Origin of the sequence: Promicromonospora umidemergens (assembly GCF_024171995.1) — a bacterium.
GTDB classification, from domain to species: domain Bacteria; phylum Actinomycetota; class Actinomycetes; order Actinomycetales; family Cellulomonadaceae; genus Promicromonospora; species Promicromonospora umidemergens.
Genome location: NZ_JAMTCT010000014.1, coordinates 1 through 15,566, shown reverse-complemented (window position 1 = coordinate 15,566; position 15,566 = coordinate 1). Strand labels below are relative to the sequence as shown.

The following is a 15,566-nucleotide window of genomic DNA, read 5'->3' as shown; positions in this document are numbered from 1 at the left end:
GCCCTCACCACGGCCCGTACCTGCCCGCCAGCTCGGCCCACCCGTTCGGCTCGACCTCGCAGCCGCCGCTGCCGTCCCACCGTGCAACTGTCCGGACCGCGAGCTCCCCGCCCGGTGTACGCCCCACCAGCCCGATCTCCGCCAGGTAGCGAGCACCGTGCGACCGCCGGAGGTGCAGCACGACGTCCAGCGCCCCGGCAGCCTGGGCGGCCACCGCCTCACGAGTCATCCCGGCGAGCCCTGCGAGCGCCTCCAGCCGGGCCGGCACGACGGCGACGGCGTTGGCGTGCAGGGTCGCGAACCCGCCGTCGTGCCCGGTGTTCATCGCCATGAGGACCTCGCGCACCTCGGCACCCCGGCACTCGCCGAGCACTATCCGGTCGGGCCGCATGCGCAGCGCGTTCCGCACGAGGTCCGCGAGGTCGACCGCCCCGGCGCCCTCGACGTTGGCACGTCGGGCAGCGAGGTGCACAGCGTGCGGGTGCGCGGGCCGCAGCTCGCGCGCCTCTTCCACGGTCACCACACGCTCGTCGTGGGGAACCAGGGAGAGCAGTGCGGCGAGCAGCGTGGTCTTTACCACGTGTCAGATGTGACAGCAGTATCCGGGCTGGTGAGGCGGGAGATCAGTCTTCAGCTGCTGCAGAAAGCAGGACTCGCTGATCCCGAAGTCCTGCGCGATCTGGCTGGTCGGAGTATGGCCACGCGCCACGACGTCGTCACGGAACTCTTTGGGGTGGGGTGGGGTACGGGCAGGTTGAACATCCTTCCAGCGATGCCGGTCGGCACCACCAGTCAGTTGTTACCTATCCGTGCAGCAGTCTCCATCCCCCCTGGATCAAGCGGGCGTCTAGCTTGTGGGCGCACCTTCGAGGGCCCGCGTGTGCCAGGATCACGTGCATGGGTACGTTCGACTGGCATCACGAAATCAACGAGCTTGAGCCGCTGCGCGGTCCTGACGGGCTGGCAGCGTTCGGGCTGTTCGTCCGGGCAGGCTCGTGGACGTCCAAGGCGGGCCAGACAGGCTTCGTGACCGACGAAGGGCTGGCCGAGCTGCGCGTCAACGTGGAGGCGATGGCCGCAGACATCGACCGGCTCGTCGAGGCGGGGCTCTGGAAGCGGGCCGAGGGCGGCTACCGGATGCTGCGCGGCCCGCACAGCGACCCGAACCTGCCGATGCCCCTGTGGCGGTACAGCGAGGGGGATACCGGCGGGCGGCTTGCCGTCGTAGAGAAGGACTCCGACGCGTAAGGCCGATACTGCCGCTATGTCCCATAGCGGGTGAACCGGGCGCACACTGCTCCCCTGCTGCGCCCCCGCTTCCGGCACGTCCGGCGCCTCGACGTCCGGAGCGAGCTCCCGGAACTCCTCCAACCGCTCGGCGTAGTGCTCGCGGGCCGCGCGCCGCTGGGTGACGCCCAGCCAGGCGCTGCAGCCAGACGTCGCAGACGTCGCGGTGCCACCCGAACAGGACGATTTTCTGCTCGGACTCTCTGAGCGTCAGGCCTGCACACCTGTCCCCGGAGCCAATGTGCCGCAAGCGCAGGGTTTACCACTGAAATTTCTTCGGGTAGTGCGGCGGGCGGCGGCCGACCAGATCGACCACCGCATAGAACCACTCCGCCCCCATTTCCAAGGCCCCAAACCCGACACTGGCGCAGGCATCGACGACGGCACCCTCACCCGCTTCGGCGAGCGCAAGCCATGAGTGTTCGCCTAGCTAGCGCGGGTTCACGCGACTCTGCGTCTGCTCGTACCTTTCGCGTTCTCGCTCTTGAAGAGTGAGCGGACGAACATCTTGTGTCCCACATTCTCCGCCGTCGGCGATCGCGGTGCGCCTACGGCGAGATCAGAACAGAAGCGGCATGATGCGCCGTATGACTCTTATCGAGTTCTTGGAGGCGCGCATCGCCGAGGATGAGGCAGCGGCACAAGCGGTTGAGCAGTCGGCTCCGAGCGACCCTGAGCTGCGTGCTGCACACCAGGACCAGCTGGGGCACAGTGACGCTGAACTCACGGCGTGGTGGAAACGACGAGAAACAGCTCTACACCCGACGGGCACCTGGATGGTAGGCGTCTCGCCGCGACGAGCTCTCGCCGAGTGCGAAGCGAAGCGGGCGATCATCGGCATGCACGATGCGGAGCTCGACCTTCCGGAGCAGCGACGTGCTGGTCTCGAAGACGGGCTGCGCATTGCCGTACGCGCCCTCGCTCTCACGTACGCGAACCACCCGGACTACGACGAGGAATGGCGGCCGTGAACAGGCAACTGCTCGTTCGCGCCGCCTACGCCCGGTACGGCATGAAGCGACTGGCGTTGGGCGCGCCCCCAGAACCGGTAGTTCCCGACGAACCGGGCCCTGTCCACGCCGTGCCGAGTCCTCGGTTCAGGCGGCCTACCGCGCCCGTGTACCTCGAGGGAACCGCGACGTCGGCCATCGCGCTATGCGGCAGGCAGGTGCGCGTCGTCATGCCCGCAGTCTTCGACGGGGAAGATCCTGATGCCTGCCCCATCTGCGCCAAGCATAATGCGGCTGGCACACGTCACGGGCCGCCAGAGCGTCAACGCCTGGAGACCGCACGTGTCATTCCGACCAATCTAGAAGACGGCACGACCGTGCACCATGTCCGCTGTGCTGCATGCGGGTTCACCGGCCCCGACCACACCAGCGAGTGGGAAGCGACCACCGAGATGACTGACCACAACCTGGACCGGCACGAGGGCCGCCAGACGGATAACGAGCGGTGGTGAGCAGGACCGGCTTGGGTGCTTCCAGCGGCAGGTCTTCGGTCCGCATCGTGGCACGAGCTACGACAACGCTCTGGCCGGAGACCGTCAACGGCCCCTACAAGACCGAGCTGGTCCACGCCCGACCCGCCTGGCCCTCGGTAGCCGAGGTCGAATACGCGACCATGGACAGGGTCCGCTGAAAGAATCACCAGCGCTTGGACCAAGCCCTCCACCACTCCGTCCCGATCGAAGTCGAGACGGCCTACGCTCAGTCCCGAGCCTTCACCGGAACCCGCTTAGAAGACGGAACAGAACCGAGGGCGATTGAGATTCTGTGGCGTCGAGCTGCAGCTGCGGTATGTTCCGCAACGCACCATCGTCTCGTGCTGGTCGGGACTGCTGCACGGACAGGTGACACCAGCCATATCCCCTGGCTTGCTGCCGCGCACACGTCAGTGTGCCGGAATTGCGGGGTTACCACGTGTCGGATCTGACAGCACTACCCCGGCTCGCTTGCCAGACAAGTCCGCAGGTCAGATCCTCAATACAACATCGAGCCGTGTCCGGGCCCCGGTACTGTGCGCATGCACGAGCAGCTCAGCAAAGATCGCATCGACGAGCGCTCGCTGCCGGTACAGCTGTATCTGCCCAGTCACGAGCAGGACCTCGGGATCGGACTGGAGTATCCGAGCTCGGCGATGACGCAACAGCTCCTCGACGCAACTTTCGATCCTGTTCAACGGCACAGTCCGCGCTTGAAGCAGTTCCTCGCGGGTCAACCGCGCGGTCCCGTACTGCTCAGCCAGGCCGTTCAGGTCTGCCGTTGCGTTCTCCAGGGTGCTCAACAGTTCGTCGGTGTCACAGAGCAGACCGACCGCTTGCTGACCGCTGCTGAGCTCAGCATGGAGGCCTTCGTGAACGATGGCATCGAGCTGGTCGCCGTCGATCCGGGCGCGAGCCGAACACGTGCGCACGTTTGGACAGAAGTACCGACGCCGAGCGTGCCTGTTCACACCGGTCACCATTCGGGTACGGCATGCTGCGCAGCGGGCGATCCCACCCAGGAGACTGCTCGAGGACCGTGCCGCGTCGCTGCGGGGTGCGATCAGCTGTGCCCGGATCAACGCCGACTCGATAGGGGTAACGACGCTTCTCCACCGCCCGGGATGGGACCGGGATCGTTGGTGAAGCCGGTCGCTGGCCAGGATCGCTCGCACCGTCGTGTACCCCCAGACGGTGTTTCCGGTCGGGGTTGGGACCTCGGCTTGGGTGAGCTCCCTGGCGATCGATGAGACACCGACCCCGATCAGGTAGTCCTCGATGATCCGTCGCAAGACCGGGCGGTGCACGGGATGCAGGGTGCCGTCGTCGCGGTAGCCGTAGTGGCTCCCGCCGTGCAGCAACCCCTGGGCGGCGCGCTGCTGCTGGGCTCGGGCGACACGAGCTCCTTTGTGTGCGGATTCGTAGTTCGCGAACGCGACCAGCTGCCGGGCGAACAGGCGGCCCTCGTGGGTGTTGAGGTCGAAGCCACCACCCTGAACGGTCTCCACTCGCGCTGCTCGTGTGTCAAGCAGGTCCAGCAGCTCTTCTAGGTCGGCCGGTCTCCGGTACAGGCGATCCAGATGCCACACGATCACAGTCGCAGTACCCACGCGTCGTGCCAGGTGGTCCAGGAGCCGGCGGTAAGCGGGCCGGGCGCGTTCCTGGTATGCGGAGACCGCCTCGTCGATGAACGTGATCGTGCGGGTATGGCCCAGCCGTTTTGCGAGCCTGAGGCAGTCGTCGCGCTGCTGGTCGATAGACGCGTGCTCCGCAGTCCGGTTAACCGAGATCCGTAGATAGAGAAGGGCTGGTTCTGAATGGGTCACATGCCAGATCAGAGGCCGCACCGGTCAGAACGTCGTTCCGACCGAACGCCATAGTTGCCGCGCATGGACGGGCAGGCGCCGGCGCCCGGAGACTCAGCGGGAGTAGGTAATTCGCACCCGGCGGGAGTCGAACCCGCGTCCGCGCTGGCCTGGTCCCACGATCACTCGATTCGTCAAGGCTTTGATCACCGCACGACGACCGGGCACGTCCAGCGACTCCCACCACACCTCCAGTCCGGATCGGTCGCCGATGGGTGCACCGTGCAACGCGACCGCTCCGCCGGTCACGGCCGCCAGAGCCCTTCCGGCCGCAGCCAGGGCTTCTCGCGCGGCCGTACGAGCCGCGGTGTGCTCCCGGACCGAAATCAGCCGGTCCTGGCGGTCCTGGTCGATCTCCGCCAGGCGAGCGTTCAGAGTGCTGATCTGTGCGAGTACTGCCGTGGTCGAGCCGGCACGCGCCGAGGTACGCGGGGCCGCAAGCCGGTGCAGCACCCGGGCCGTGACGTGCTCGTCCAGGTGGGCCGCGCCGATGGTCACTCCTCCACGCTCGGGCCTGGAGAGATCTGATCGGCAGGCGTACCGCAGAGTCGCGGTCCCACCCGCTGCCGGGGTGTGCTTCACGATGGTCAGCCCCGCGCCGCACTTGCCGCACCTGGCGATCCCGCCCAAGAGTGACAACACCGCGGGGCGTGCTGGGCGGCGGGACGGGTCGGCCACGATCGCTCGGATCCGGGCGGTCTGTTCCGGGGTGATGATCGCCTCCCAGTCACCCGGCCCCAGGATCTCCCTACCATCGACAGGGTCCGCGCGTCGGCCGGGGGCGTAGGCGCGCTGCCCGGAGATCCGTGCCGAGGCCAGGACGCTGCGGACCGTGTACGGGTACCAGATCCCAGCTGTACCGGTCCCCGCCCGACCGGGTGCGATCCCGGAAGTGTTCAGCCAGCGGGCGATTGAACGCAGCGACTCGCCGGCCAGGAACCGGTCAGCCATTTGCCGGACCACGGCCGCTTCCTCGGGGATCAGCACGCCGCCGGGACCGTACCCGTACCGGGCTGAGCCGTGCCAGGCACCCTGCTCGGCCTCGCGGCGGGCTGTGCGCTTGATCCGGTCGGACTTGTGACCCGACTCGTACGCCGCCGCAGCGACCAGCTGCCGCACCATCAACCGCCCCTCAGCCGTGTTCAGGTCCAGGCCCCCACCCCGGACCGCCTCGATCCGGACCGGATGCCGCTCGACCAGCCCGATCAGGTCCTCCAGCTCGCGCGGTTGCCGGTACAGGCGATCAACGTGCCACACGACCACGGTCGTGACCCCAGCACGGATCTGCTCCACCAACAGCTCATACCCGGGACGCCTGCCGCCGTCATAGGCCGAGATGTCGTTGTCGGCGAGCACGACGGGGTCCTCGAAACCCAGCCGCGCCGCCAGGTCCAGGCAGTCCTCCTGCTGCCGCAGCACACCCGCCTGCAAACCTGAGCGGTCCTGCGAGATCCGCACATACACCGCCGCCGCCGACACCATATGAATCCCGTCCTCCAAGGTGCGGCCACGCTATGCGGTCGGTGCGAACACGCAACCGGCGAGGGGCCGACTATCGCGCCGCGCAGGACACCCGACTCGACACCGCGCGCCGACAGCCAGTCCGCCAAGCCGCTGGCCTGAGCTCGGTCGCCGCCCGACGGCAGGACACGAGGACCCCAGGCCCTGACGATTCCAGGCCCGGGGTCTTCGTTTTTTCTGGCCAGCAGGCAGTGTCTGCTGTGGCGTGGTCGGCTAGCTCTCCGCTCGCCGCGTCACGACGAAGCGCGTGCCTTGGAGAACCTCGCCGATCGCGGTGCCCGCCCAGTCCGTGAGCGAGGTACGAGCCTGGTTGAGCAACTGGAGGACGTCAGCAAGCTCAGGGCGCTCTTCGAGTTCACAGCACAGCACCTCTTCGGTGTGGGACGCGGTCGCGAACCCGTCCTCGTCGAACTCGTCGTCGACCCACCGCTGCAGCGATATCTCCCACCCTCGCCGCCACCGAGGGTCGAGCACCGGCACGTGTACCGAGACCTCGAGCCGCTCCTCGTCGTCCGGCACGTCGATCGCGAACGTGGGGTCGACACTGACGACCGGTCCGAACAGGTCCAGTTCCACATCGGGCTCAGACGACCGGGCACGCGCCTGCAGCAGCACTCGCAAATCGTGGGCAGCCTCCGTCACTTCCTGGGGCGTGGCAGACGCTTCATTTCGGTCCAGCATCTCCCGATCACGGTCCGCCAGGCCGTCCTCGACCAGTGCGACGAACTGCTCGCCAAAGTCCCACACCCGACGATCGTCATCCTGCGGAAGATCGTCGCCCTCCGTGTACTCAGCCAAAGCCAACCGCAGCCATTTGGCATCGGTCTCCAGCTCGGCCTGCAGCGCCGTACGCACAGGCGCCGGCACGGTCAGCAGGGCATGGTCAAGGTCAGTCAGCGCCTTGTGCAGCAACCACGTCGCCATGGCGTACCAGGTGCTGTGAGTCGTGGTGAGCAGGTCCGCACGTGCTGCCACATCGGTCAGAGCGGCCAGATGCCCGATCGGGTACATCTCGTTGGTCTCACCACGTTCGTCGTACACGCTCACCGGCACCGTCGCGGCCGCCGAGACCCGGTTGAGCGCGTCCACGACTGGCGCTGCCAGCTCGGTCGACTCGATGCTGGTCACCGTCGCTGACACCACACCGTCGGGACCGCGATAGGTGGCCAGGACCTGGGCCTTCCCACGATGGGCATGCTGAGAATAGATCGTCATCGCAAAGACATCCTTCCGGCGGGCGCACGCGTACGCCCGCAAGCAGACAAGATCGGAGGCTCGGCGGTGGCGCAGGTACAGGCCCGCACTCCATGCCGCGAAGAGAAGAAACCGGTGGTGGCTCAGGTCCGATCCCGAGCTCCTTACCTCTCTCTAAAATTAGCAGGACCCTCCGACATTGCCCATGTCAGCCCAGGTGTGTCCCGCAAAACAGAGCCAGTGTCAGGGGTCGTCGAACCGAACGCGACCACGAGGACACTCCCGCGAGGAAAGCCGAAGGCCGCTAACCTGCTCTTTCGAGCAGTTAAGCGGCCTTCACCGGGTGGAGCTAGGGCGTGTCTCCTATATGGCGTGACCAGATGAGGCAGGCGGACAGGATGGTCGCGGCGCGGTAGGTGGTGGCGAGCTTGTCGTAGCGGGTGGCCAGGCCGCGCCATTGCTTGGTCAGGGCGAAGGAGCGTTCCACGACGTTGCGCTGTTTGTAGAGCTCGGTGTCCAGGGCCGGTGGCCGCCCGCCGGCCGAGCCGCGGCGTTTGCGGGCGGCGGTCGTGTCCTTCTTCTCGGGGATCACGGTCTTGATGCCCCGCCCGCGTAGGTGCTTGCGGATCGGGCCGGTGGCGTAGGCCCGGTCCGCGAGTACCGCTTCGGGGCGGGTGCGTGGTCGTCCTGGCCCGGTGCGTGGGACGCGGATGTCGGCCAGGACCTCGAGCATCATCGCGCCGTCGTTACGTTGCCCGCCGGTGACCACCGCGGCCAGCGGCCTGCCACGTCCGTCGACCGCGTGGTGGATCTTGGTGCTCAGCCCGCCACGGGAGCGACCGATGCCGTGACCTGCCGGTTCGCGGTCTCCGCCCAGCGGGCTGTGGACGAAGTCAGTGGGGAGGTTCGTGTAGTTCGAGACCGCCCCCTGTGTCCTGCTCGGGGCGCGTGGTGTTCGTGCCGTGCTGGTGGGCCCGGTTGACCGTGGCGTCCACCGACACGGTCCAGTCGATCTTCCCGTCCGTGTCGGCCTGAGCAAGCAGCCGGGACAGCACGTTGTCCCAGGTGCCGTCTCCGGCATACCGGCGGTGTCGTTTCCAGACCGTGCGCCAGGATCCGAAGTGCTCGACCGGCAGGTCCCGCCACGGGATCCCGGTCCGGTACCGGTAGACGATCCCTTCGACCACGCGCCGGTTGTTCCAGAACGGGTGTCCGCGCCGGCCCGTGTTCGACGGGAGCAGGGGCTCGATCAGTTCCCACTGCTCATCGGTCAGCAACTGGTACCGCGAAGACGTCACGTCCCGAGTCTGCCGCGCACCTCACCATACATATGGGAGACACGCCCTAGGGGGATTCGACCCCCGACCTCTTCTCGGTGAAGCGAAACTCTTCGACGTCCGCAGAGCCGACTGATGTGGCGGTCGCGTTCGCCCTGATGGGCGTCATAGACGGCGGAATCTCGCCGTTTCTGAGCGACGTAGGCCCAGCCTCACATGGGTGGGCAATCATCGGCAAGCGCGGGCGTTCATAGGCGCAACACCCGTGTCAGCTCGCGTGTCACGACGGCAACCGTGTCACGAACCGTGTCAGGAATCGTCTCGGTCCGGATCAGCCGGCAACCGCCCGGCTGGCGTTCTCCCGACGGCCCGGGAGCTCTGCTCGTGGTTACCTATGCCGCCAGACAGTACACGAGATCGTGTACTGTCTGGCGGCATGGAGAAGAGCGGTGCCCCGATGGGGCTGGCGACCGGCGAGACGGTGACGCTGACGCACACCGCGGCGTTGGCGAGGCTGGGACACGCGCTGTCGGACGAGACGCGAGCGCGAATCATGCTGACCTTGCGTGAGGCGCCGGCGTTCCCGTCGGATCTGGCCACTGCGTTGGGGGTCTCGCGGCAGGTGATGTCCAACCAGCTCGCATGCCTGCGCGGTTGCGGGCTGGTGGAGGCCATTCCGGAAGGGCGGCGCACCTGGTACCGCCTCGCCGATCCGCACCTGGCCCCGGCGCTGGACGGCCTGCTCAAGCTGGTCGTGACCGTCGACCCGACCTGCTGCTCACCCGAGGGATGCACCTGCTCATGACCACCATCAGTATTGGCCCCGCCCATTGAGAGCCGCCCGCCGATCGGTGCTGGAGCGCCGGGTGCGGTGGATCGTCGCCGCGACGATCACCTACAACGTCATCGAAGCAGTCGTCGCCATCACGGCCGGACGGATGGCATCATCGGCCGCGCTGGTCGGCTTCGGCCTGGACTCCATCGTCGAGGTACTGTCGGCCGCCGCAGTCGCGTGGCAGTTCGCCGCCCCCGATCCGCACCGTCGTGAGCGCGTTGCCATGCGGGTCATCGCGCTGTCGTTCTTCGGCCTGGCACTCTTCGTCACGGTTGACGCCGCACGCACCCTCCTGGGTGGGGCCGAGCCCGATCACTCCACGGTTGGGATCGTGCTGGCGGCGGTGAGCCTGGTGGTCATGCCGTTCCTGTCCTGGTTCGAGCGCAGCACCGGGCGCGAGCTCGGCTCGGCGTCCGCGGTCGCGGACTCGAAGCAGACGATGCTGTGCACCTACCTGTCCGCGGTGCTCCTGGTCGGTCTGCTGCTCAACTCCACCCTCGGGTGGACCTGGGCCGATCCCCTGGCAGCGCTGGTCATCGCGGGAGTCGCCGTCAAGGAAGGCATCGAGGCCTGGCGAGGCGATGCCTGCTGCAGCCCCGTCAGCGCCCTGGTCACCACCGGTACCAGCACGACCGAGGCCATTACGCCCGGGGCCGTAACCTCGGGAGCCGGTGCGTCCGAGGGTTGCGCCGATGGATGCTGCACGCCGACGAACCGGGACTAGCGACGTCATCGACGGGTTCTCACGAACCAGCGCCGGTGGGCTCGTCCTCGGCCAGCACATCCTCGACCAGACTCTCCAGGGTGGACCGCTCGATCTGGCCGATGACGCGTGCGGCCACCATCCCGTCCTTGTCGACCACGACCGTGGTCGGGACCGCCTGCAGCGGGACGACGCCGTTGAGCTCGGCGACGACCCGGCCGCTGCGGTCCCCGATGCTCGGGTAGGGGACGGCGAAGGTCCGCTCGAAGGCCTCGGCGGTCGGCACCTCGTCCTCGGTGTTGATCCCTAGGAACCGCACGCCGTCCGGCTCGAACTGCTCGGCAACAGCCACCAGGTCCGGTGCCTCCGCGCGACACGGCGGGCACGCGGCGTACCAGGTGTTCAGTATGAGAACGTCGGTATCCCAGTCGTCCGTGTCGATCTCCTGACCGTCGAACGCGGTCCCGGTCACGCGGACGGGACCGTCGCGGTCACCGAGGTCCCAGGTTCGCACCGAACCGTCGCCGGACACGAAGCCCTGGTCGGCGACCTGGCCCGCACCCGACTGCGCCGCCGTCGCACACCCGGCAAGCAGCAGGATCAGGCCCGCGCAGAACGCGACCACCGCAGGACCATGTCGAAGGTTCCCCGGTGTCTTCGCCCCACGCGGCGGGTTATCCACGATGCTCATAGGTGTGCCCCTCCTGGAGGTTCGACTGGTTCGCATATCGCCGGTGGTCATGATCGCCGGTCACGTTCCGCCAGCTGCTGGAGATACGCGTTGTAGGCGTCCAGCTCCGGGTCTCCGTGCAGGGTGTGCTGGTCGGCGGCGGCGGTCTGCCGGGACTCGTCCTTGCGCCAGCGCACGAAGATGATCAGCAGCACGATCAGGGCGGGCAGTTCGCCGTAGGACCAGGCCAGGCCCCCGGCGGTGACCTGGTCGGCCAGGACGTCGATTCCCCAGGACTGCGGCGGGTGAGTGAAGGCGCTGACCATCGGGGTGGTGGACATCATCACGATGACGCCGAAGAAGGCGTGGGTCGGCATCTCGATGAACATGTCGGCCGCTCGACCGAGGTGCCCCTGCGGGTTGGGCAGAGGGTCCCTGGACAGGACCGGAACGGTGAACAGGATTCCCGCGATCAGGAACAGCAGCTCCAGGCTGAGGTGGCCGGTCCAGGTGCTGAGCAGGCGCCCGGCCAGCGAGCTGAAGTAGAGCGCGTAGAAGCACAGCAGGAACACCGGGATCATCAGTGCCGGGTGCAGGAGCACCCGCCCGACTCCGGAACGCAGCCCCCACCGCGCTGCGACTAGCACCGTCCTGCCGAAGCCGTGGTGGGGCACGGCGCGCAGCAGGAGCGTGCCGGGCCGGCCGAGCACGAGCAGGGGCGGGATGGCCATCATCAGGGTCAGCTGCTGGAACATGAACACGGAGAACATCTCGAGCCCGTAGCCCTCCACCCCGGCGCCCATGACGACCACCAGCACCGCGCACCCGGTCAGGAACGACAGCGTCGCCCACGGCGACCAGCGCCTACCGGTGGTCCAGACCCGGACGGCTCCGGCCAGATAGAGAGCAGCCAGGGCGAGCCCGATGATCGGGATCACCGGGATCGGCTGGATGGTGGGCGCCAGATACGTCTCCCACGAGGGCGGATCAGTGGGAATCCAGACCGGACCGTCAATGTGGGCCGCGACAGCGGCGACTTGTCCGGTCATCGCCTGAGCCATCGTCCCGGCTGGGGCACTGGCTGGGATCATTCCAGCGTGTCGGTGCTGCGGCCGGACTCGGGTGCGTCGTCGCGTCGTCGGGTGACGAAGGTGATCACGATCAGGATCACCACAGCGAGGGCGATGCCGACCGCCACCACGACGAGCGGGTCGGTCGTCCTGCCGTTGTCGTGCGAGTCGACCGGGGCCGCGAGCCCTTGCGTGGCTGAAGGCGCTGACTCGTCGCTGGCCGTTTCCGGGCCGGCGGCGGCGGACTCGCTCTGCTCGGTTTGGTCGGCGGTTGGCGACGGTGACGCCTGCGTGGCGGGTTCGAGGGCGAACTCCACCGCGCCCTCGATCGGGTGCCCGTCGGAGGAGACGACGTGCCAGGCAACGGTGTACGTGCCCGCTGGTCCTTGCCCGGTCACCGGGACGGTCACGGTTGCCTCTTCGACGCTGACCGGGCCGGTGGAGAGCATGGATCCGTCCGTCGCGGTGACCGCGACCTGCGCGCCGGTAGCCAACGGGGCCTCGGACAACGTCAGGACGATCTCGGGCGGCAGGGCGGTGACCGTGGTGCCGTCCGCCGGGGCCGAGGAGAGCAGTCGGTCGTGGGCTGTCGCAGGTGGCGCGGTGAGCAGGAGCAGACCGATCACGAAGAGCGCGGCTGCCCCGGCACGCCGGGTGTACTGCCGGAGCCCGGTTCGTGGCCGGTGAGATGGGATCAGTGCCGTGTGGTGGATGTGCATGGTGTCTTTCACAAGGATGTGGGCATGACGGGTCCGCGCCCGACGGGGCGCCAACCGTCTGGATCGCGTCCAGGAAGCAAGGCCGTGCGACCGGTGAGGGGCCTTGGGGCCCCTCACCGGTGGCCAGGTCAGCCGACGCGGATGAACGTCGGGTTGGACTGCCAGATGCTGGTGTATCGCACGGTCTGGCCCGGGACCGGGGCCTCGATCTGCATGCCGTCTCCGGCGTAGATCGCGATGTGTCCGGGCGACCAGATCAGGTCACCGGGCCGTGCCTGGGAGGCGGGCACCTCGGGTCCGGCGTAGCGCTGCTCGGACGAGGTCCGTGGCAGGTTGATCCCGACCTGTGCGTACACGTACGAGGTGAACCCGGAGCAGTCCATCCCCGCCGGGGTTGAACCACCCCACAGGTACGGCACCCCGAGATACCGCATCCCGATCGACACCACCGCCGAACCCCGTTCGGCGCTCTCCTCGGCAGCGACCTGTGCCCGGTACTCCTCGTTCTCCGCAGCGGAAGTTACCGAGACGGCAGTCTTCTCGACCTTAAGGTCCGCATCGGGAGCGACGGTCACGACAGGGGCCGCGGCGACCGCTTGGCGGGCCTGCGAGGTCAGGGCGTCGAGGCTTGCCGAGTCGAGTGTGCCCTGGACGGGCTTGCCGGCCAGCGAGGTGCTCAGCTCCGTGGCCGGTGCGGCCTGCGCGGAGGGCGCGGCCACCAGGGACAGCAGCACGCCGGAACCGGCCGCGGCAACCACGGCGGTGCGACCGGCGAACGCGCTCACGTGCTCGGATGCTGCTTGGGCCACCGTGGCCAGGACGGGACGGCGGACCGCCCGATGACGACCACGACCGGAAGTGGGCGAGGTGAGGTTGAAGCTGGGCTCCATGAAAGCGGGGGACCTTTCGGATCGGAGTAGAACCACACGTGCAGCCCCGGATCAGGGCGTGCGAATCCGGTCGACACCCAAAGGGGGTGATGCCGACGGGGTGTGGTGGTCTACGTCCGGGAGATCCCCAGCGCAGTCAACGACGGCGCAGCCGCGAGCGTGCCGATGTGCCGGGCCGCGCGCTCCGAGTGCGCCAGATCCGAGACCAGCCATTGCACGCTGGAAGCCGGCGCCACGGCGGGCCCCGGCGAGGTCGGGGTGACCGGGTCGCACTGTGCGATCGCCGAGTGGTGATCGGAGCAGCCGTGCGATCCGCCACCCAGCGGTGCGGGAGCTGCCTCGATGAGGGACGTCGGCGCGGACGCCGACTCCTGCTCTGCGTCCGGCACGGGGGCCTGGTGCGAGTGCCCCGTGCTCTGAGCTGGTTCGTCCAGGTGCACGTTGCACAGGACATGCACGCTGACGACCGCGAGCACCAGGAACATGACGGTCAGGACGCTCGCAGTCTCTCGCCGGGGATCGGCGAGCAGCGAACGGAGGTGACGTGTCAGGCTCATGGCGAGCCAACAGTAACGGAGCGGACACGGTGCCTGGCAACACGGCGCGGTGATGCGACCTTCCGCCCATGACGACCTGGCCGGGGCGTATGACAGCGCGCAACCCCATAGGTGCTGGGATCTCGCGCCTCGGTCGGAGCGTCAAGGCTGTGCCTTTAGGATGCTCCCACTATGAGTGTCCCGGTCCGACGTCGAGCAGGCTCGAGCGCCGTGCAGCGCGTGCTCGTGATCGTGCTGCTGGCGCTGACCGGTGTGCTCGGTGCGACGGCGGGAGAGTCTTCCGCCCCAACGGCAGCAACGATGACGGCTGAGCTGGGCGCGGAACCGGTGGCGTGGCTCGGCGGCGACAGCGCCGTCTCGGCCCATGATCCGGCTCCGGGCGCCGGGACGCATGCCCACGACACGATCAGCCTGCTGTGCCTGTGCGCGCTTGTGGTTGCCGGAGTCCTCCTCGCTGCCGGGCGGGGTGCGCCGCTGCACCGGCTGCACCGACGCGTCCCTGCGTCCGCGTGGCCGACCTGGGTGATGCGTGATGTCGCTCCGTTCACGTCGACGAACCCGTTGTCGTGGGGTGTGTGTCGACGGTAGACACGGCGAGCCGTTCGATGGTGAACGCTCTCCCACATCGCTGACCCCGTAGCCGCTCCCGCACCCCGTGGCGGCTTGGCCGCGACCGCATCGTCGGCGTGAGGCCGGAATCGTGGCTCATCTCTGCCTGATTCCCCGAACGTCGGCATGCCGTCGCAAGCCCTCTGCGCGCCCCTGCGACAACTCACCCCTGCCGGTCGGCGCGCCGTTGATGACTACATCGCCTGTCCCACCTCCGGCGTCGGACATGGCTGATCTTTGGAAGGGACCCCCTCGATGGAGATCTCTGCTCTGAGCGTGCTCCTTGTCTGGTCGGCGGCCACCGTTCTGGTGGTGGCGCTGATCGCGTTCGCGATCGACCTTTCGCGGCAAGCCGAGCACCGCGCAGCACCCGCCTTCACCGGCGCGTCAGCGGTGGTCGCGCCCCGGCGCGCCGCGGCCGTTGGCGTGTCCACGACGTGGCTGGCCACGAGCCTGCTCATCGCGGCCATCGTGCTACGCGGCGTCGCGGCCGGCCGCACACCATGGTCGAACATGTACGAGTTCACGCTCGTGGGTACCTGTGCGTCACTGCTCGCGTTCGTCCTGCTCAACCTGCGCCGAGACGCGCGCTTCCTGGGAACCTTCGTCACCGGCATCGCGACGCTGTTCCTGGTGCTGGCCGTCAACGCGTTCTACACCCCGGCCACCGGCCTGTTCCCCGCCCTGCAGTCCTACTGGCTGGTCATCCATGTCGGCGTCGCCGTCGGCGCCGCCGGGATCTTCACCGTCAGCTTCCTGACCTCCTCGCTGCAGCTCCTGCGCGACTCGCGTGACAGCGGTGGGGCGATCGTGGGACGCCCCGGGTGGCGCTGGCTGGACAACCTCCCCACCGCCGGCGCGCTGGAGGCGCTGTCTTTCCGGCTCA

General features: G+C 68.1%; 17 protein-coding genes and 1 pseudogene. 8 read left to right on the top strand and 10 right to left on the bottom strand.

Annotated features, from left to right (window positions below; all coding sequences use genetic code 11):
• Positions 1-4 precede the first annotated feature (4 nt).
• Positions 5-574 (bottom strand): annotated as a pseudogene (locus tag APR04_RS19625) (ATPase, T2SS/T4P/T4SS family); the annotation flags it as partial.
• 323 nt (positions 575-897) lie between these two features.
• Between APR04_RS19625 and APR04_RS19620 the strand changes: the two are divergent.
• The 4 genes from APR04_RS19620 (at position 898) to APR04_RS19605 (ending at position 2,749) form a co-directional block, all read left to right on the top strand.
• The gene (locus tag APR04_RS19620) at positions 898-1,248 is read left to right on the top strand and encodes a hypothetical protein (RefSeq protein ID WP_253873365.1); all 351 of its coding nucleotides are present in this window, start codon (positions 898-900) and stop codon (positions 1,246-1,248) included.
• A 160-nt stretch (positions 1,249-1,408) separates the two neighbouring features.
• Complete coding sequence (locus APR04_RS19615; protein WP_253873363.1) at positions 1,409-1,705, top strand: hypothetical protein; 297 nt, start codon at positions 1,409-1,411, stop codon at positions 1,703-1,705.
• 169 nt (positions 1,706-1,874) lie between these two features.
• A complete protein-coding gene (locus tag APR04_RS19610; protein ID WP_253873361.1) occupies positions 1,875-2,258 on the top strand; it encodes a DUF6221 family protein in 384 nt (127 codons plus the stop codon).
• A 209-nt stretch (positions 2,259-2,467) separates the two neighbouring features.
• A complete protein-coding gene (locus APR04_RS19605) occupies positions 2,468-2,749 on the top strand; it encodes a hypothetical protein (protein ID WP_253873359.1) in 282 nt (93 codons plus the stop codon).
• Positions 2,750-3,261: 512 nt separating this feature from the next.
• On the opposite strand, the gene APR04_RS19600 is transcribed toward APR04_RS19605, so the two are convergent.
• From APR04_RS19600 to APR04_RS19585, 4 genes are all read right to left on the bottom strand, one after another.
• On the bottom strand, positions 3,262-4,596 hold the full coding sequence (locus APR04_RS19600; RefSeq protein WP_253873357.1) for a recombinase family protein: 1,335 nt from the start codon (positions 4,594-4,596) through the stop codon (positions 3,262-3,264).
• A gap of 93 nt (positions 4,597-4,689) precedes the next feature.
• The gene (locus APR04_RS19595) at positions 4,690-6,117 is read right to left on the bottom strand and encodes a recombinase family protein (protein WP_301312737.1); all 1,428 of its coding nucleotides are present in this window, start codon (positions 6,115-6,117) and stop codon (positions 4,690-4,692) included.
• Positions 6,118-6,369: 252 nt separating this feature from the next.
• Positions 6,370-7,284, bottom strand: a complete 915-nt coding sequence (locus APR04_RS19590; RefSeq protein ID WP_253873353.1) for a hypothetical protein — start codon at positions 7,282-7,284, stop codon at positions 6,370-6,372.
• Positions 7,285-7,699: 415 nt separating this feature from the next.
• A protein-coding gene (locus tag APR04_RS19585; protein WP_253873351.1) for an IS5 family transposase occupies positions 7,700-8,648 on the bottom strand; the annotation gives its coding sequence in 2 pieces (ribosomal slippage) (positions 7,700-8,278 and positions 8,280-8,648; 948 coding nt in all).
• Positions 8,649-9,063: 415 nt separating this feature from the next.
• On the opposite strand from APR04_RS19585, the gene APR04_RS19580 reads away from it, so the two are divergent.
• Both APR04_RS19580 and APR04_RS19575 read left to right on the top strand, forming a co-directional pair.
• Positions 9,064-9,432, top strand: coding sequence for an ArsR/SmtB family transcription factor (locus APR04_RS19580; protein WP_253873349.1), 369 nt, complete (start codon positions 9,064-9,066; stop codon positions 9,430-9,432).
• A gap of 61 nt (positions 9,433-9,493) precedes the next feature.
• The gene (locus tag APR04_RS19575; RefSeq protein WP_308292373.1) at positions 9,494-10,186 is read left to right on the top strand and encodes a cation diffusion facilitator family transporter; all 693 of its coding nucleotides are present in this window, start codon (positions 9,494-9,496) and stop codon (positions 10,184-10,186) included.
• Between the two features lie 19 nt (positions 10,187-10,205).
• Here the strand turns inward: APR04_RS19575 and APR04_RS19570 are convergent, their stop codons facing one another.
• The 5 genes from APR04_RS19570 to APR04_RS19550 form a co-directional block, all read right to left on the bottom strand.
• Positions 10,206-10,856, bottom strand: a complete 651-nt coding sequence (locus tag APR04_RS19570) for a TlpA family protein disulfide reductase (RefSeq protein WP_253873345.1) — start codon at positions 10,854-10,856, stop codon at positions 10,206-10,208.
• 47 nt (positions 10,857-10,903) lie between these two features.
• Positions 10,904-11,884 carry a cytochrome c oxidase assembly protein gene (locus APR04_RS19565; RefSeq protein WP_253873343.1) on the bottom strand — a complete coding sequence of 327 codons (981 nt, stop codon included), beginning with the start codon at positions 11,882-11,884 and terminating at the stop codon, positions 10,904-10,906.
• Between the two features lie 38 nt (positions 11,885-11,922).
• Positions 11,923-12,624, bottom strand: coding sequence for a copper resistance CopC family protein (locus tag APR04_RS19560; RefSeq protein ID WP_253873341.1), 702 nt, complete (start codon positions 12,622-12,624; stop codon positions 11,923-11,925).
• 128 nt (positions 12,625-12,752) lie between these two features.
• Positions 12,753-13,409, bottom strand: coding sequence for a C40 family peptidase (locus APR04_RS19555; RefSeq protein WP_372496141.1), 657 nt, complete (start codon positions 13,407-13,409; stop codon positions 12,753-12,755).
• 215 nt (positions 13,410-13,624) lie between these two features.
• Positions 13,625-14,071: a hypothetical protein gene (locus APR04_RS19550; protein ID WP_253873337.1), complete on the bottom strand. Its 447-nt coding sequence runs from the start codon at positions 14,069-14,071 to the stop codon at positions 13,625-13,627.
• A 171-nt stretch (positions 14,072-14,242) separates the two neighbouring features.
• Between APR04_RS19550 and APR04_RS19545 the strand changes: the two genes are divergently transcribed.
• Together APR04_RS19545 and ccsA are read left to right on the top strand one after the other, a co-directional pair.
• On the top strand, positions 14,243-14,659 hold the full coding sequence (locus APR04_RS19545; protein WP_253873335.1) for a hypothetical protein: 417 nt from the start codon (positions 14,243-14,245) through the stop codon (positions 14,657-14,659).
• A 276-nt stretch (positions 14,660-14,935) separates the two neighbouring features.
• The coding region (gene ccsA, locus APR04_RS19540) for a cytochrome c biogenesis protein CcsA (RefSeq protein WP_253873333.1) at positions 14,936-15,566 on the top strand (631 nt) is incomplete at its 3' end.